Annotated in this window: 19 protein-coding genes; 18 read left to right on the top strand and 1 reads right to left on the bottom strand. The window is 37.8% G+C overall.

Features of this window, described 5'->3' with window-relative positions:
- Positions 1 to 19: 19 nt before the first annotated feature.
- From ACQVD9_RS10555 to ACQVD9_RS10475, 17 genes are all read left to right on the top strand, one after another.
- Positions 20 to 337 (top strand): integrative conjugative element protein, RAQPRD family, encoded by a 318-nt coding sequence (locus ACQVD9_RS10555; protein WP_201095296.1) that lies wholly within the window; start codon positions 20 to 22, stop codon positions 335 to 337.
- A 3-nt stretch (positions 338 to 340) separates the two neighbouring features.
- Complete coding sequence (locus ACQVD9_RS10550; RefSeq protein ID WP_201095297.1) at positions 341 to 571, top strand: TIGR03758 family integrating conjugative element protein; 231 nt, start codon at positions 341 to 343, stop codon at positions 569 to 571.
- A 23-nt stretch (positions 572 to 594) separates the two neighbouring features.
- Positions 595 to 948 (top strand): TIGR03745 family integrating conjugative element membrane protein, encoded by a 354-nt coding sequence (locus ACQVD9_RS10545; RefSeq protein WP_201095299.1) that lies wholly within the window; start codon positions 595 to 597, stop codon positions 946 to 948.
- 9 nt (positions 949 to 957) lie between these two features.
- On the top strand, positions 958 to 1,383 hold the full coding sequence (locus ACQVD9_RS10540; RefSeq protein ID WP_201095301.1) for a TIGR03750 family conjugal transfer protein: 426 nt from the start codon (positions 958 to 960) through the stop codon (positions 1,381 to 1,383).
- Entirely contained in the window at positions 1,376 to 2,014 is a 639-nt protein-coding gene (locus tag ACQVD9_RS10535; protein ID WP_201095303.1) for a PFL_4703 family integrating conjugative element protein, read from the top strand. The genes ACQVD9_RS10540 and ACQVD9_RS10535 overlap by 8 nt, the downstream gene beginning before the upstream one ends.
- A gap of 3 nt (positions 2,015 to 2,017) precedes the next feature.
- Complete coding sequence (locus ACQVD9_RS10530; protein WP_264745957.1) at positions 2,018 to 2,845, top strand: TIGR03749 family integrating conjugative element protein; 828 nt, start codon at positions 2,018 to 2,020, stop codon at positions 2,843 to 2,845.
- Positions 2,845 to 4,323 (top strand): TIGR03752 family integrating conjugative element protein, encoded by a 1,479-nt coding sequence (locus ACQVD9_RS10525; protein WP_264745956.1) that lies wholly within the window; start codon positions 2,845 to 2,847, stop codon positions 4,321 to 4,323. The genes ACQVD9_RS10530 and ACQVD9_RS10525 overlap by 1 nt, the downstream gene beginning before the upstream one ends.
- Positions 4,289 to 4,690 carry a TIGR03751 family conjugal transfer lipoprotein gene (locus tag ACQVD9_RS10520; protein ID WP_264745955.1) on the top strand — a complete coding sequence of 134 codons (402 nt, stop codon included), beginning with the start codon at positions 4,289 to 4,291 and terminating at the stop codon, positions 4,688 to 4,690. Before ACQVD9_RS10525 ends, ACQVD9_RS10520 begins: the two co-directional genes overlap by 35 nt.
- A complete protein-coding gene (locus ACQVD9_RS10515) occupies positions 4,690 to 7,566 on the top strand; it encodes a conjugative transfer ATPase (protein ID WP_264745954.1) in 2,877 nt (958 codons plus the stop codon). The genes ACQVD9_RS10520 and ACQVD9_RS10515 overlap by 1 nt, the downstream gene beginning before the upstream one ends.
- A 97-nt stretch (positions 7,567 to 7,663) precedes the next feature.
- Positions 7,664 to 7,804: a hypothetical protein gene (locus ACQVD9_RS10510; protein ID WP_201095308.1), complete on the top strand. Its 141-nt coding sequence runs from the start codon at positions 7,664 to 7,666 to the stop codon at positions 7,802 to 7,804.
- Positions 7,805 to 7,860: 56 nt separating this feature from the next.
- Positions 7,861 to 8,166 carry an HU family DNA-binding protein gene (locus tag ACQVD9_RS10505; RefSeq protein ID WP_201095310.1) on the top strand — a complete coding sequence of 102 codons (306 nt, stop codon included), beginning with the start codon at positions 7,861 to 7,863 and terminating at the stop codon, positions 8,164 to 8,166.
- 188 nt (positions 8,167 to 8,354) lie between these two features.
- The gene (locus ACQVD9_RS10500) at positions 8,355 to 9,179 is read left to right on the top strand and encodes a hypothetical protein (RefSeq protein ID WP_201095312.1); all 825 of its coding nucleotides are present in this window, start codon (positions 8,355 to 8,357) and stop codon (positions 9,177 to 9,179) included.
- A gap of 240 nt (positions 9,180 to 9,419) precedes the next feature.
- Entirely contained in the window at positions 9,420 to 9,827 is a 408-nt protein-coding gene (locus ACQVD9_RS10495; RefSeq protein ID WP_201095314.1) for a TIGR03757 family integrating conjugative element protein, read from the top strand.
- A gap of 2 nt (positions 9,828 to 9,829) precedes the next feature.
- The gene (locus tag ACQVD9_RS10490; protein WP_201095316.1) at positions 9,830 to 10,768 is read left to right on the top strand and encodes a TIGR03756 family integrating conjugative element protein; all 939 of its coding nucleotides are present in this window, start codon (positions 9,830 to 9,832) and stop codon (positions 10,766 to 10,768) included.
- Between the two features lie 26 nt (positions 10,769 to 10,794).
- Positions 10,795 to 12,204: an integrating conjugative element protein gene (locus tag ACQVD9_RS10485; protein ID WP_201095318.1), complete on the top strand. Its 1,410-nt coding sequence runs from the start codon at positions 10,795 to 10,797 to the stop codon at positions 12,202 to 12,204.
- Positions 12,197 to 12,541, top strand: coding sequence for a hypothetical protein (locus ACQVD9_RS10480; protein WP_201095320.1), 345 nt, complete (start codon positions 12,197 to 12,199; stop codon positions 12,539 to 12,541). The genes ACQVD9_RS10485 and ACQVD9_RS10480 overlap by 8 nt, the downstream gene beginning before the upstream one ends.
- On the top strand, positions 12,531 to 14,102 hold the full coding sequence (locus tag ACQVD9_RS10475) for a conjugal transfer protein TraG N-terminal domain-containing protein (protein WP_201095323.1): 1,572 nt from the start codon (positions 12,531 to 12,533) through the stop codon (positions 14,100 to 14,102). The genes ACQVD9_RS10480 and ACQVD9_RS10475 overlap by 11 nt, the downstream gene beginning before the upstream one ends.
- A 30-nt stretch (positions 14,103 to 14,132) precedes the next feature.
- Here ACQVD9_RS10475 and ACQVD9_RS10470 read toward each other — a convergent pair whose 3' ends face one another.
- Positions 14,133 to 14,477, bottom strand: a complete 345-nt coding sequence (locus tag ACQVD9_RS10470) for a hypothetical protein (protein WP_201095325.1) — start codon at positions 14,475 to 14,477, stop codon at positions 14,133 to 14,135.
- Between the two features lie 622 nt (positions 14,478 to 15,099).
- On the opposite strand from ACQVD9_RS10470, the gene ACQVD9_RS10465 reads away from it, so the two are divergent.
- Positions 15,100 to 15,405: a hypothetical protein gene (locus tag ACQVD9_RS10465; protein ID WP_201095326.1), complete on the top strand. Its 306-nt coding sequence runs from the start codon at positions 15,100 to 15,102 to the stop codon at positions 15,403 to 15,405.
- Positions 15,406 to 15,477: the final 72 nt, after the last annotated feature.

The following is a 15,477-nucleotide window of genomic DNA, read 5'->3' as shown; positions in this document are numbered from 1 at the left end:
ATTGTATGGAGTTTGTTTAATGAGCATTTTTTGTCGTCAATTAGTAGTTATTGTTTTTAGTTTATTAGCATTTAATGTAATGGCTAGTTCTGCTTATGAGCGTGAGCAATTACGTTTAATTTTAATTCAACTAGATAATGCAGAAGTTTTGGCAAAGCAAAGTAATGCCAATAAATCTACATCTGTTAATGATCGTTTTAGTTTCGATTACCAACAATTCAACAAAGACATACAAGCTATTCGCCAAGGTATTTTGAATTACCTTGATCCTTCTCGTGCACAACCAAGAGAGCTTTACGAATTAAGCACAGATTATCGTGCTGATAGTAAGGAGTAACTCATGAATGAAGCACAAAAAGCAGCTTTCACAAGTTCTTCAGGAATGGCCATCGATAAATTAGGACTACTTTGTCTTAGTTTTGTTTGTGCGATGGCTTTTATATGGGCGGCTTGGACCGTAGTAACGCTTTATCGAGGATGGGCTGCTGGCAATGTACCGCTAGGTAAATTGATGGGTGGAATGGTGCGTATGGCTTTTACGTTGGGAATCTTATTTTACGTTGTGCTTTAAAGCTTAAGAAATGGAGATATACGATGCTAAAACGATTAAAAACAACTTGGCGTGAACATATTGCACTATTTATGTGTGCATTAGCCACTGCTCAGGCAAAGGCTGCTTTACCCCAAGCGCAAAGTCCAAATGATTCAGGAGGGTTGCTAGATCAAATATTTGAATGGCTAAAAGCCAGTGCCAATATTTTAGGGATCGGTATCTGTGTCATTGCTTTTATTGCAGTGGCTTATTGGTCTGTAGTGGTATTTGGTGAAGTTCAAAAAGGCAAGAAAACATGGGGTGATTTAGCTATCTGCGTCATTATCGGTGCAATCATTATTGTTATTGCTATTTGGCTACTTAACCAAGCCAATGATGCAGCTTCCAGTCGTTAAGGTAAAACAATGGATGATTTCAGTAACAAAGAAGGTACTGTTACATTCTTACCTGAAAATCTAAATAGGTTCCCCGTAGTAATGCGGGGACTTACTTCAGATGAAGTAATAGCCACCTTTGTGATAGGTATTGTGATAGGGCTAGTAGCAGGGATTATTACCTTTTTAATGTTTGGTAAACCTGCATTGATTCCAACTGTTATGTTTGTGATCACAGGGTTTATTTTAATGTCTACCTCAAGCTTATTAAGACGATTAAAACGTAATAAACCAGATACATGGTTTTACCGTAAGGTTCAATGGGTAATACAGTACAAACTAGGGTTTAAGTTTGGTAAACCATTAATTACTCGTTCGGGTCATTGGACAATTAGACGTAGTGAACCATCACGAACAAAACTTCTTCAAAAAATAAGTGGGCAAACGAATGAGTAGGTATAAGAATTTTGCTGACGCACAGAAAGCACACATTTTAACACTAAGAATTATAGTCATAGGCTTAATAGCTATCTGTCTCTATTTTGGCTATGGATGGAGTAAAGCTCCTGAAAAACTAACTGTACATGTTCCTCCTGACTTAAGGGCAGGGAGTACAAGATTATGGTGGGATATTCCACCAGAAAATATTTATAGCTTTGCCCTGTATCTATTTACCCAAATAAACCGTTGGCCTACTAATGGTGAAACGGATTACAAAAAAAATATCAATGCTTATCAAGCTTATCTAACAAGTAGCTGTAAAGCGATCTTAGAAGATGACTTTCAAAAAAGAAGCTATGCAGGGGAACTGCGTAATCGTGTTCGTGGTGTATATGAAATCTTAGGTCGTAGTTACGCTGAAGATCCTACCTTAAGAGTGAAACAACTGGATAAAAATACGTGGCGAGTCAACCTAGACCTTAATGCTGATGAATACTACATGTCAGAACCAGTTAAAAGAGCCGTAGCACGTTATCCATTACGGGTGCTGAGATTTGATGCAGATCCTGAGCATAATCCATTTGGGCTTGTACTCGATTGTTTTGACTCAACTCCACAGAAACTAGAGATACCAGAGGGGAAATAAACCATGATCAACTTTTTTAAACAATGGCTATTAGTCAGTATGCTCCTGATTGTCTCTTTCTCAGCTTCAGCAGTAGAAATACTAAAATGGCAACGACTACCACTTGCTGTTCCCTTAGTGTTAAATCAAGAGCGTGTGATCTTTATTGATAAAAATGTTCGTGTAGGAATGGATGCTTCATTAAGAAGTAAACTACGTGTGCAATCCACTGGGGGTGCATTATACCTACTAGCTACTGAACAAATAATGCCTTCACGCCTACAAGTACAAGTAGTGGAAACGGGAGAAATTATTATTATTGATGTGGCTACGATCAATGGTGAAAATGCCTTAGAACCCGTTAAAATCATCGATGAAAAAGACGCTCAGCTTAATTTAACTACTGAAGAACAGGTAGCACATAATCAACAAGTTACTGAGTCACTTAAAATACCTGCACCTATAGCATTAACACGCTATGCTGCTCAATCACTGTATACACCCTTACGCACCATAGAACCTTTAGCAGGGGTTAGTCGAGTTCCTGTCAAAGTTACCCATGCTCAACTAAAGACCCTAATGCCTACCTATCCAATAGAAGCTAAAGCTTTAGTGGCTTGGCGTTTAGGTGATTACTATGTGACAGCGATAAAGCTCACTAATAAAGGATTTAATCGTATTGATTTAGACCCACGCAAGTTACAGGGTAATTTCTATGCAGCTACCTTTCAACATACCTATTTAGGTGAAATTAAGACCGCAGAAGATACTACCACCCTTTACCTAGTTACTCGTGGTGCTAGCCTTGAGAAATTTCTCTTTACCTCTATTGTGATTGAGGAGAAAGCTTAATGAAAAGCAATACACTACTGAAGGTCATTGTAGTAGGGGTAGTGGCTTTTATAGCCGTATTTATTTTTAGTACTAGCTCCTCTAAAAATACCAATAACAACCTTGATCCAAGCTTAGAACTCACTGCTGAAGAAGCACGTGCATTGGGTATTGAAGGTGACACTGCAAAAGACACCTTGGCTACTCTATTAGGACAGATGAAAGCAACTCGTAGTGAAATCAAAGATGTTAAAGACAAAAATGATAACCTCCTTAAAGAAAATGCTCGTCTCAAAGAGCGTGAAGAACTGTTTGATCAACAAATTCGTAAAGCAGTTAGTGATGCAACCTTAAACGCCCGTAAAGAAATTGAAAAAGCACAAGACGCAGCCAATAAAAACTTTGATAATAAAACCAAAGGGATTATGGATAAATTCAATTTTCTGCAAGGTAAAATTGGTGATCTAAACAATACCCAACAACAAGCATTACCTATTGGGGGTTCTTCAGTAGAAGAAGAAACAATTGGTACTATTTGGATAGAACCTAATGATGCACAAATAGTTGACCCTAGGACAAGTCAAAAAAATACAGGGTTTGCGTTTCCTAATGCGTTTAGTAGTACCGTATCAGAAAAACAACAAAGCTTTAATGACAGCTTAGACCAAGTGAAAAAACCACTGGAATTACGCAAAGTACATTATACCGATGCTGATCGTTTTAAAGACGAAAAGCCTATCTATACCATCGCTCAAAACTCCACCTTTATGGGATCTTTGGCGATGACAGCATTAATAGGTCGAGTACCTGTTGATGGCACTGTTAACGACCCATATCCCTTCAAAGTACTGGTAGGTAAAGACAACCTTGCTGCTAATGGTTTTGACTTACCTGAAGTAACAGGAGCAGTCATGTCAGGTACCGCAACAGGAGATTGGACACTTTCCTGTGTTAGAGGCCAAATCGAATCTATTACCTTTATCTTTGAAGATGGCACTATTCGTACGGTACCAGAACCAGAAAAAGTAACACGTTCCAATGGTAACAGTAATAACTCATCTAACGCTAATACAAGCAAAATTAAAGGAGGACTAGGTTATATCTCAGATCCTATAGGTATTCCTTGTGTATCAGGTGAGCGTAAATCCAATGCTAAAGAATATATTGGTACCCAATCCTTAATTACTGCCGCAGGTGCAGGTTTAGCTTCCGTATTAAGCAAAGATGATAAAGGCAGCAATGGTGGTTATTACAGCAGTGGTAATAACAGTACCTCCAGTGATCGTAATGGTGCATTAAATACCATTCTTTCAGGTGGTGTAGAAGATGTCCGTAACTGGATTAACAAACTATATGGTGAAGCCTTTGCAGCTATTTATGTCGCTCCTCATGCTGAAATAGCAGTACATATAGACCAAGAAATTATGATTGATTATGAACCTAATGGTAGAAAGGTAAGACACAATGAACAAGTTTTCAAAAATACTCATCTTGATTAGTTTAATGACTGCCTTAACAGGCTGTTACACCAGTAAAGATAAAATGTTTCCTAATGATGGTGTAACCATGCAAGAAATATTTAATAGCTCTGGCAGTGCAGGGACTAACCAAACATTAATGGATGCTCGTTCTATACTTAGACGCTCGATGGAAGTACCCCATGAACTGCAAGAGCCTTATAGTCGTACTGCCATTAATGAAATCAATAGCCAGTTTCAACGACTGCCTAATCCTGATTTAATCATGTACGTTTATCCCCATTTAGCAGGTGCTGAACAAGCTCCTATACCAGGTTATTCAACAGTATTTCCCTTATATACCAAAGTGCAGTATGCACTACCTGGTGAGCGCACGGAGGATTATTGATGTTAACTAGTTTAAAGCAACTCTTTAACAAAAAGCAGACACCCATTGAAGAGAAGCAACAACCAAACGAAGTGACTAATGAAGCCATACCTGAAGAACAGCATTGGCGACATTCTAAACAACGTAGAGCTACTAAACTGGATGAGCAAACTAAACTCTATAGTCATGAACCAGGCTTTACTGATTATCTACCTTATGTTGAGTATTTAGAGGATTCTCAATGCTTTTTGTTAGAAGATAATCAATCAGTGGGTGCGATTTTTGAACTAACTCCTATTGGTACTGAAGGAAGAACCGCAGAATGGTTACAAACTGCTAGAGATACAGTAGAAGATGTACTACAAGATAGTTTTGATGAATTTGATACAGCACCTTGGGTTGTACAGTTTTACTGCCAAGACGACAACGACTTTACCCCTTATATTAGAAATCTTCAAAACTATATTAAACCCCAAGCTAGAGGCACAGCACTAACAGAGCACTATATCTCCGTGATGGAACACCATACACGCACTATCGCCAAACAAGGAGGCCTGTTTGAAGATACCCGAATTACCAAATTGCCTTGGCGTGGCAAAAATAGACGCGTGCGATTAGTCATCTATCGTTGGTTAATGCCTAATCATAAAGTGAAAGACAGTACTCAGAGTCCTGAACACAAACTCAATCAAGCCTGTGAACGTGTGGTAGTTGGTTTAAGTGGTGCAGGGGTTAAGAGCCAACGCATGAATGGACATGACTTCTATGATTGGCTAATGCCTTGGTTCAATCCCAAGCCGTCTCTAACCGATGATGATCCCATTGATTTCTATCGTAAAGTACAGCATTTAGAACCCAAAGCCAATGATCCTGACGATCCACAACTATTAGACCTACCATTTGATCATGACTTTGCTGAAAGACTATTTTTTAGTGAGCCTACCAGTGATGTTGATAAAGGAGTCTGGTACTTTGACAATATCCCTCATACGGTAGTATTGGTGGATCAAATTCGTAATGCGCCTAAAATAGGTCAGATCACAGGAGAAACTCACACAGGTGATCAGCTTAATGCGTTATTTGATCAGTTTCCTGAAGATACCACCTTAACCATCACCATGTTAGTAACACCCCAAGACATTCTTGAAGATCGTCTTAACATGCTAGATAAAAAAGCAATTGGCGAAAACTTGGCTTCAACCACTACCCGTAGTGATGTTAAAAAAGCGCGTCATATGATTGCTTCAAAACACAAACTCTATCGAGGTAGTATAGCCTTTTATCTGAAAGCAGCCGATGAAAGAACACTGCAACACAAAGTTATCTTACTCAACAATATTCTAACTAGTGCAGGTCTACAGCCTGTTAAAGAAGGAGAAGAAGTAGCAGCTTGCAATAGTTATCTACGTTGGTTACCAATGGTCTTTAATCCTAATGAAGATCCTAAACAATGGTATACCAGACTTTATTTTGCTCAACATATTGCTAACCTATCACCCTTATGGGGTAGAACCACTGGAACAGGTCATCCTTGTATCTCATTTTTTAATCGAGGAGGAGGTACCGTAACCTTTGACCCTCTTTCACAACAAGATAGATCGATGAATGCCCATATGCTAATTTTTGGTCCTACTGGATCAGGTAAATCAGCTTCCCTAGTAGCGTTAATGATACAAGTAATGGCCGTTTATCGAGCTCGTATCTTTATTGTTGAAGCAGGTAACTCCTTTGGTCTATTGGGACAATTCTTTAAAAAATTGGATTTAACTGTTAACCAAGTATCATTAAAAATGGGTAGTGGTATCACCCTAGCGCCTTTTGCTGATGCAAAGTTATTAGTTGAAAGGCCTGATATAGTCGCTAATCTTGATGTTGATGCAGAAGCACCTGAAGTAGAAGAAGAGGATGAAGAAGGCGACTCACAACGTGATATTTTAGGTGAAATGGAAATTATTGCACGACTCATGATTACAGGCGGAGAAGCCAAAGAAGATCACAAACTAAGCCGCGCAGATCGCAGTCTAATCCGTCAATGTATATTAGATGCTGCTACCAAATGCGTAAAAGAAAATAGACCCATACTTACTGAAGATGTGTATTTTGCCTTAAAAGAAGCAGCTCAAGATCCTGTCATTAAAGAAAACCGTAGTGAACGAATCAATGAAATGGCAGAATCCATCCTTCTATTTACCCAAGGGTTTGATGGTGAAATCTTTAATAGAGAAGGGGCTAGCTGGCCAGAAAGCGATGTTACCATCGTAGACTTAGCTACCTATGCACGTGAAGGTTACGAAGCACAGATGGCTATTAGCTATATCTCCCTAATGAACACCGTTAACAATATTGCTGAACGTGATCAGTATGATGGTAGACCTATTATCATGGTAACCGATGAAGGTCATATTATTACCAAAAATCCATTGGTTGCTCCTTATGCGGTAAAAATCACTAAAATGTGGCGAAAACTAGGTGCATGGTTCTGGTTAGCCACCCAAAACTTAGCAGACTTTCCTAATGCAGCCGAAACGATGTTGAACATGATCGAATGGTGGACCTGCCTAAATATGCCTCCTGATGAAGTGGAAGCTATTGCGAGGTTTAAGAGCTTAAATACCCCACAGAAACAACTACTTCTGTCAGCCACTAAAGAACCCCGTAAATACACTGAAGGTGTAGTGCTTTCAAAAACCAAAGAATTAATGTTTAGAGCAGTACCCCCTAGTTTAATCCTTGCATTAGCTGAAACTGAACCTGAAGAGAAACGAGAACGTTTTGAAATCATGAAAGAGCATAACTGTACTGAGCTAGAAGCAGTCTTTATCAAAGCAGAAATGATGGATAAAAGCAGAGGAGTGGATACTTTACCTTGGCGGCATTTTTTTGAAAGTGAGAAGTGAAACAGAAATGGCTTAAATTTAAATGATTTTACAATTGATACACTAAATATTTTTTTATAAACGATTTACTTTAATAAATAATAGGAAGAAATATATTATGACTGATTTTACACAAAAGTTTTATGACAGGATTGCTCCAGTTATTGATTTAAGAAAAGCACGAGAAAGTTTAGCAACAATAGTAGAAAGTACCTGTTTGCAGTATTTGCCTGAATTAAGGATAACAATAATTAGTTAATATAATTCAATGTGATATAATTTTTTTGCAAAGATATATTTTTTTAGGAGTAAGTAATGAACAAAGCTGAACTTATCAAGGCAATAGGCGAAAAAGCAGATATTCCAAATACTGAAGCAACCAAAGTTCTTAATGCTTTTTTAGAAACAGTGACTGAAACCTTGCAAACTGGTCAATCAGTAGTTTTAGTAGGTTTTGGTACTTTCCTAGTAAAAGAAAGAGCAGCACGTATGGCTAGAAACTTACAAACTGGCAAACCCATTAAAATACCTGCTAAAAAAGCTCCATTATTTAAAGCAGGTAAAACACTAAAAGAAAGTGTAGCAGCAGCTAAAACAAAAGCGAAAACTAAGAAACAATAGTTAATATGTATTAGTGTGATTACCAGGCGATTTTGACGTGAATTAGTTAAGATCTAATCTGACAGACTGCTTTGTGCCACAAGCAGCCGTAGCAATGCCGAGTACAACGATGGTCTTCTGTTGCTGTTTCCGCATATGTTGGTTGAATTATGTTCTTAAACACAGCGTCAAACATTAGGGAGCTTTAATTGTCTAAAATAAAAAAATATGCACTATGGCTATTAGTGCTGTGCATTATTGTTGTGGTGAGTGCAATTCCTGCAATAGTCTTTTTTATTAACTTCAGTGGCGATTTATCCAGTGATTCTTCTAAATGGGCTGATTTTGGATCTTATATGTCAGGAACAACAGGGTCTCTTCTTTCAGCGTTAAGTATCCTAGCCTTAATCTATACATTGTTTAAGACATCACAAGATAATAAAGCTTCACATGAATTGACTATGAAGTCAATTGAAAAGGCAGAGTTTCAAACAAAAATCATGGAGAGAGAGTTTAGAATAAATCTCCTAAGAAGCTATATTTCAAACTTAAATCGATCGCTAGCAGATAAGATCTTTTATGATGTTAATGGGAATAAAATCACCCAATCATCATTTGTTTCTGAATGCTATCGTAGATTAGGAATATCTATTTGGGCGAGGATGTCCAACACTATTGTAGAAAACCGATGTGGTTTTGATTTTTACTTGCTAAGTAGCATATTGTCAGATTGTAAAACAACATTTCAGTCTGAAACAAAGAGTTTATTTTATGTATTGGATTTGATATATCGATGCAATGATGATGAGTTAAAAACATTACTTATTAAAACTTATCATTCAGACATCGATGAGGATATTGTATTCTGGCTTAATGGGTATGCGTATATTCATAATTCACATATACAGGAGATTTTTGAAAAAAATATGGGTTCTCTTCTCTTTATTACAGAAAGGGCTGCTAATGAAATCAATATTGGTACAGAGCATGCTGATAAAAATTTAGGCCCTCCTCATAATAAGCAAGGAACTTAACAAAAAATCTATGAATGTCTAATCTAAGGCGCATCTTGGTAGGCGTTATGTCAGCTCCTCGCTCGTTGCCGACTGTCGGGGTTAATCACATCAATACATTTAAATAGCTGACTATCTACAAAATGTCTAATAAATTAACCCCTAATAAATAGAAATTGACCAATTTCTATTTAAACGCTGTATTTTTTCTATAAGATATTAATCTGGATCTCATCATGATAAACAAGAGGTCCAGATTACATGTCTATTCTTACCAAACCCATAGCACTTTTCATGCTACTTGTGGTAGGTGTTCTATCTACTGCGACAGGCAATGCTGAAGTACTTATCTTTACTGATCAAAAACACCCTGTTTACAACGTAGGTAATTATAAAGTCATCTATTTGGATGAACCATCCAACATTGAACAAATACTTTCAGAGGGATTATCCAATAAGCCAGAAGAAGCAAAACTACAAGCAACAGAACGCATAAGCAATCCTACGCTTCAAAAATCATTAATAGAAAGCTACTTACAAGTTGCTAAAGCTTGGCAACTGGGTATTACCAAAGTACCTGCAGTAGTAAGTGAAAACTATGTGGTATATGGGCAAGCCGATGTTAGCCAAGCCCTAGTTTTAATCAATGATTATCAAGTGAGGAACTGAAAATGAAATGGATATTCAGCTTACTGTCTATGCTATTGCTTGTAATAGCGACACCTGTTAATGCTCAAAAATTAGGGGGAGGTGGAACTAATACAGCAGAGATAACCAGTTCAGCGATGTCACCTTCTTGTATGCAGTGGACACCAGTAGGTGTTTGTTTGTGGATGGAGTGCAATCCAAAATGTAAAGTAAAAACATCAGTGAAAGTCAGGCATTTTGTACCTGAAGCAGTAGTCTCAACCTATGCTGATACAGGTTCAAACCCTTGGCAAGAGGTAAGTCCTATGTCTTTACCTGTGCCTGGTGCTGAAGGAGGTGGAGGCATGGTTCAAAGTGATGGAGGACGGAATAATCATGCCAAATTCAAAAATGCTGATGTCATTGGTCACCCTGGTGGCTATGCCTATAGTGCAGTAGATGGTGGTTATACCTGCGAATCAGCTACCCAACCCTTTTATCCCTATTTTTTAAGTACCTTAGATACCATTGGATGGCGTTTTGGTATTCCTGAAATGATTTATCCAGAAGCTTTAGCACCTGGTATGCGAGAAGTAGGGAGCATATTCTCTGGCAATATGTGGGGTAATGTTTATCCAAGAGAAGGTACCATTGTTCAACCTGATGATTATAAATCAGCAGCAATGGCAGCTCAGAGAGCAGCCGATATTACAACACGATCAGGACAACCACATGTCTATACCCAAATAAAAGGACATGCCCGTGATGGCTATTGGCCACCAGAACAACCCGTTATCGAAAATGATGATAGTACCCATACATGGCAACAAATATCACCCTCTACTGAAAAAACTTGCGATGTATTTCCTAATACCGAAATGACAACACGTAGTGCCAATGATGCTTATGTTTTTGCTCTATGGCGACCTTACCGTTGTTGTAAAAAAGTAGGCGATATTTTCTTAGGCTCAATAGGTAATTAAACCTCCCAATATTAAAAGGAATAGTGATGAAAAAAACATTATTAGCTTTATTGATTGCTTCAATGGCTAGCACATCCATAGCCAAAGACTACAGTGTTACTACTTCAGGAGAGGTAGTAGAAGATTATGTTATGTACAGTATAGGTGGTGGTAATGCTTCAGGTGTACCACTTACTTATACCAAACCAAATACTATTGGTCTAGGTTTAGAGTGGAACTCCAATCTTATCTGCGGAAACATGGATATGATGGCCACTGTACAAAACCAACTTAATGGAATAACTAATGGCTTTCAACAACTAATGGGCGAAGTTGTTGACTCTGCAACAGGGGCAGTACAAAGCCTACCTGCGATGTTAATCCAACGTGCTAATCCTGGTCTTTATGAACTACTAAGCAATGGTGTACTGCAAGGCAGATTAGATTTTGATAAATCAAAACTAGCTTGCCAAGCCATGTCTGCCAAACTAGCAGATGTAGTCACTAGTGCTGCCTTTGGAGCTGTCTCAGATGGTCAAGCTATGCAAGATATGTTAGGTGCAGCAGATGGAGCAGTTACAGGAGCATTGGGTGATGGCTCTGGTGTTGACGCAGTATCAGCTATGAAAGGCCTAGAAGAAAATTTAGGACAAAATGGTATGGCATGGTTAGGAGGAATGGCAGCAGGTGGGGTCAACCAAGAACCTATTAAAATTACTGCGGATAGCGTCAAAGCAGGTTATAACGCTATTAATAACCGTGATGAAGGCGATACCTCCTCTATTAGCACAGGTGATTGCAAAGGAGGTGCTGCTTGTACGATGTGGAAATCTCCTGAAGAAGCTACAGAATTTGCTCAACGTGTAGTAGGAGAGTCTGAACGACAAACCTGTCGTACTGAAGGATGTAAAACTTCTGACTCAACAGGTGGGGTAGGATTGACACCACTGGTACAAGAAGAATATGAGAAACGTTTGGAACTTATGCAAGAATTGTTATCAGGTGCTAAACCCATTACCCCTGAAAACCTAAAAGAAGTATCCAGTGATATGTTACCAGTGACACGTGGCGTGATAGAGGCCTTAAAAGACGATCCTGATCAAGGTATCCTTGCACAACGTATAGCTTCAGAAACAGCGTTATCCTCTGTTTTAGAAAAAGCCTTTATGCTATTACGTTTAATGCAAGCAGGGTCAAAAAATCCACGTATAGAAGAAATGAAACCTGTTTCCATTGCGGTAGCCAACAATATCAAACACCTCAAAGATGAAATGGAAATCATCAAAATGGAGCTAGATTTAAGACAAACCCTAGCTAATAACACTGCTCGCATGGTACTAGAGCGTCAAGCTTACAATGCAGCCACCTCAAGATCTATTGAAGCAGCAGATCCAGATAAAGATCGTTTCAATAAACTCAATACGACACAACAATCAACAGGTGGTATCGATGAATAAATTCTGGCAATACTCCAAGAAAATACTAACCAGTGTGTCAGGCCTCTGCCTATTAATGCTAATAACAGCCCTATTAATCTCATCAATAGGTACCTTATTATCGGGTGGTATTCAACAATGGCAAACAGTACTCAATAATGCTGCTTGGTACTTTCTTATTTGGCGACTAGTCATCTATATAGTGGTGGGGTATTTCTGGTATGCCACCATAAAAATCTATCATAGAAAAAATAACCAAGAAGGTGTTGAGAAAATGCACAAGTTAGGTTGGTTAGCTGTAATCATGATCGTCCTAGTAGAAGGCTCAAAACTATGGGGAATGATCAATGACTACTAATAGTTTTTTAGAATACTACCTAACCTTATTAGCTTGGATTATCAACAACAGTATTTGGAATACATTAGTAGCAACAGGTTTATTTGCTATTCCACTTATTTCCATTATTATCAACGAATGGATTACAGCACGAGGTGAAGGGGCAGACGAAGGTAACAAAGGAGCATTAGCTTTAGCAAGGGTTGAAAATAAACTTTTTACTGCCTATGTGGTGATCTTATTTTGTTGTATTCCGATGCTTAATATCTCACTAGAACACATGAAATTTGACTCAAGTCGGAGTACTACCTGTGGAGTGAGTGTACCTGAACCTAGTAAAACAGGCTATGCCACTAGTTTTGAAACAATAGGTGATCAGTCGGCTAGTGTGCCTATATGGTGGTGGCTCATTCATGCAATTAGCAAAGGAATTACTTCAGCAGCTACAGCGTCTATTCCTTGTGCTCCTGATATTAGGCAAATATCAATGGAAGTTGATACAACACGTATTGAAGATCCAATCTTACTGCAAGAAGTTTATGACTTTACCAACGATTGTTATGGTCTTGCTAGAGCTAGGCTTTTCAATAACAAACCTTCTTTAACGGATGCACAAGCCTATGATGTGAAATGGATAGGATCTGACTACCTACTTAATACACCTGGCTATTATGACAATGCTTATTCTAAATTACCGCGTAAGAATTGGCCTTGGAATGAAGCCAGAGATACAGCACGTGCACGTACCGCTAATGGGGGAGGTTATCCAACATGCAAACAATGGTGGTCTGACTCATCAATTGGGCTTCGTGATCGTTTAGTAAATGCAGTAGACCCTACCTTATTAACTCGCTTAAAGGGTTGGATTACATGGTCCAGTAGTAAAGAGGTTGAAGATGCTACATTACGTCAACTGGTGAGTCCAGAACACCAGAAAAAAGCCTTATCTACAGGTGAAATATTTCAAGGATATGGTGCAAGTGGTAGACCTTCTATTGCTAATAATGTTGGTCATGGCATTAACAATACTGTCAGTAATGTGGGATTATTTGCAGAAAAAGCACAATTTTATCCTAAGATGAATGCTATTAGAACTGCATTACCGATGGTACAGGCTTTTTTAATTATGGCTCTTATTATTACCTTGCCTATTTTAATGGTAATCAGTACCTATAATTTGAAAACTGTCTTTACAATAACTTTTGGGATGTTTACTTTGCATTTTATGACCTTTTGGTGGGAATTAGCTCGATGGGCTGATTCATCTTTATTAAGTGCTTTATATAAAAATGAAAGTTGGGGATCAATGGCAAAAGGCTATTTTTTACCTGTCTCAATCGTTTCAGATGGTACTGTACAATCTCAAGTAATGGATTATGTAAATGGTGCAATGTTTTTAATATTACCCATGTTTTTTGTTTCTACAATGGCTTGGGCTGGTTATCATGTTGGAGGAGCAATAAGTGGTTTATTAGAGAAGGGAACAGCAGGATCAGGTGCAGCAGCAGCTACTGGTGCAAACACCACAAAACAAATAGTAGAAGGAGCAATAAAAGCAGCAGCTAAAGGAAAACCAGGTTAATAAAAAAGGCTGAATAATCAGCCTTTTAGTTTATTTGTAATTACCATCCTCATCATATCGCCAAGGATATTTATGGTGATGTTCTGATGAGCCAATAGTTTCTTCTAGTATTTGTTGTGAAGTCTTACTATCAGAAAACCAAAATGCCATGATAGCTAGAACTCCAAATAATATCCAACTACCTATAAATACTAAAAAAACAATCAGTGCTAGTTTAAATAGTAGACCTAAAATACGAGTTAAAATATAACCACAAGGTATTTTATTTTGTAAAGCTCTAGCAATTTTCAGTTCTTGAATCGTAATTAGTTCATAACCACGACCAAGCACTCTGCGAGTCCTTTGAAATATTGTTGGTCTGGTTTGAGTAGTCATTGTTTGTACCATGAATTAAATTACTGTTTGAATTATTTATACCACTATTAAGTAGAATAATAAAGTGTTTTCAGCAAAAACTTTTGGCTTGATTTTGTAACGAATCTATTAGTAATAGATTCGTTCATGGTGATAAATGAGAGTATAGAAACTCTGATGTGGAGAAAATATAAATAGCAGATTTTAGCAATAGAGATTAGAAAAACATTGACATAACAATATATTTGATTATATTAAATAGTTATGGATTACTAGTGTTACTAGTACCTACCCAGTGAGCTAAAGACCTTTAAAGCTCAGTACAATTTGACTAGATTGTATGGTCTATCCGCAAAGTCGATATAAGCGCACGGTAGCATCGACGGTTACTAAATATTAGTAATGTGTGCTTTCTAAATTGTCAATTTATAACCCTATGGGAGCGTTCCCACTAGGGCACCTCCCATGTATTACATAGGAGGCAAATTATGTCAGCATTATGATGCAGACACACTAACAATTTATTAGATATAAAGCTGTATATTATTATCTAAATTATTCAATCAATTATCCACCCACCTAGACGGGGAAATACTTTCCCTGTTAAGCGGTGAGTGTTTCTCCGTTTATATCGGAGAAACAAATGGATAACGCTTATACACTGCAATTTAATGATTGTAGGGCAACTGCTAATCAAGTTGAACCTATAAAGATAAGCATCATTATCTGTAATGTGGTTTGTCATTATATCAATGATAACCAAATAACCATTACTTTTACTGATGCGATTACTTGTCAAATGGCAAGGGACATTTTAGGTGACGAAGATTGGCAGTTTAAAAGTGAGAAAATAATTTATGGTACTCATGTCAATGAACTTGGTTACAAGATTCAACGACATTATTTTAATTCACTGTCAGTATTAACTGACTTTTCTGAAGTGAAATAATGACCATAAATTTTAACCCATAAGGGGAATACTTTTCCTTTATGGGAGTGGTATTTCCTTAAGTTTTTAAAG

This window comes from Entomomonas sp. E7T21 (genome assembly GCF_058693955.1).
This window is presented reverse-complemented; position numbering and strand designations above follow the sequence as displayed.

Coding starts and splice junctions, on each gene's coding strand:
- ACQVD9_RS10555 (WP_201095296.1), top strand. CDS start 20: ATGAGCATTTTTTGTCGTCAATTAGTAGTTATTGTTTTTAGTTTATTA.
- ACQVD9_RS10550 (WP_201095297.1), top strand. CDS start 341: ATGAATGAAGCACAAAAAGCAGCTTTCACAAGTTCTTCAGGAATGGCC.
- ACQVD9_RS10545 (WP_201095299.1), top strand. CDS start 595: ATGCTAAAACGATTAAAAACAACTTGGCGTGAACATATTGCACTATTT.
- ACQVD9_RS10540 (WP_201095301.1), top strand. CDS start 958: ATGGATGATTTCAGTAACAAAGAAGGTACTGTTACATTCTTACCTGAA.
- ACQVD9_RS10535 (WP_201095303.1), top strand. CDS start 1,376: ATGAGTAGGTATAAGAATTTTGCTGACGCACAGAAAGCACACATTTTA.
- ACQVD9_RS10530 (WP_264745957.1), top strand. CDS start 2,018: ATGATCAACTTTTTTAAACAATGGCTATTAGTCAGTATGCTCCTGATT.
- ACQVD9_RS10525 (WP_264745956.1), top strand. CDS start 2,845: ATGAAAAGCAATACACTACTGAAGGTCATTGTAGTAGGGGTAGTGGCT.
- ACQVD9_RS10520 (WP_264745955.1), top strand. CDS start 4,289: ATGAACAAGTTTTCAAAAATACTCATCTTGATTAGTTTAATGACTGCC.
- ACQVD9_RS10515 (WP_264745954.1), top strand. CDS start 4,690: ATGTTAACTAGTTTAAAGCAACTCTTTAACAAAAAGCAGACACCCATT.
- ACQVD9_RS10510 (WP_201095308.1), top strand. CDS start 7,664: ATGACTGATTTTACACAAAAGTTTTATGACAGGATTGCTCCAGTTATT.
- ACQVD9_RS10505 (WP_201095310.1), top strand. CDS start 7,861: ATGAACAAAGCTGAACTTATCAAGGCAATAGGCGAAAAAGCAGATATT.
- ACQVD9_RS10495 (WP_201095314.1), top strand. CDS start 9,420: ATGTCTATTCTTACCAAACCCATAGCACTTTTCATGCTACTTGTGGTA.
- ACQVD9_RS10490 (WP_201095316.1), top strand. CDS start 9,830: ATGAAATGGATATTCAGCTTACTGTCTATGCTATTGCTTGTAATAGCG.
- ACQVD9_RS10485 (WP_201095318.1), top strand. CDS start 10,795: ATGAAAAAAACATTATTAGCTTTATTGATTGCTTCAATGGCTAGCACA.
- ACQVD9_RS10480 (WP_201095320.1), top strand. CDS start 12,197: ATGAATAAATTCTGGCAATACTCCAAGAAAATACTAACCAGTGTGTCA.
- ACQVD9_RS10475 (WP_201095323.1), top strand. CDS start 12,531: ATGACTACTAATAGTTTTTTAGAATACTACCTAACCTTATTAGCTTGG.
- ACQVD9_RS10470 (WP_201095325.1), bottom strand. CDS start 14,477: ATGACTACTCAAACCAGACCAACAATATTTCAAAGGACTCGCAGAGTG.
- ACQVD9_RS10465 (WP_201095326.1), top strand. CDS start 15,100: ATGGATAACGCTTATACACTGCAATTTAATGATTGTAGGGCAACTGCT.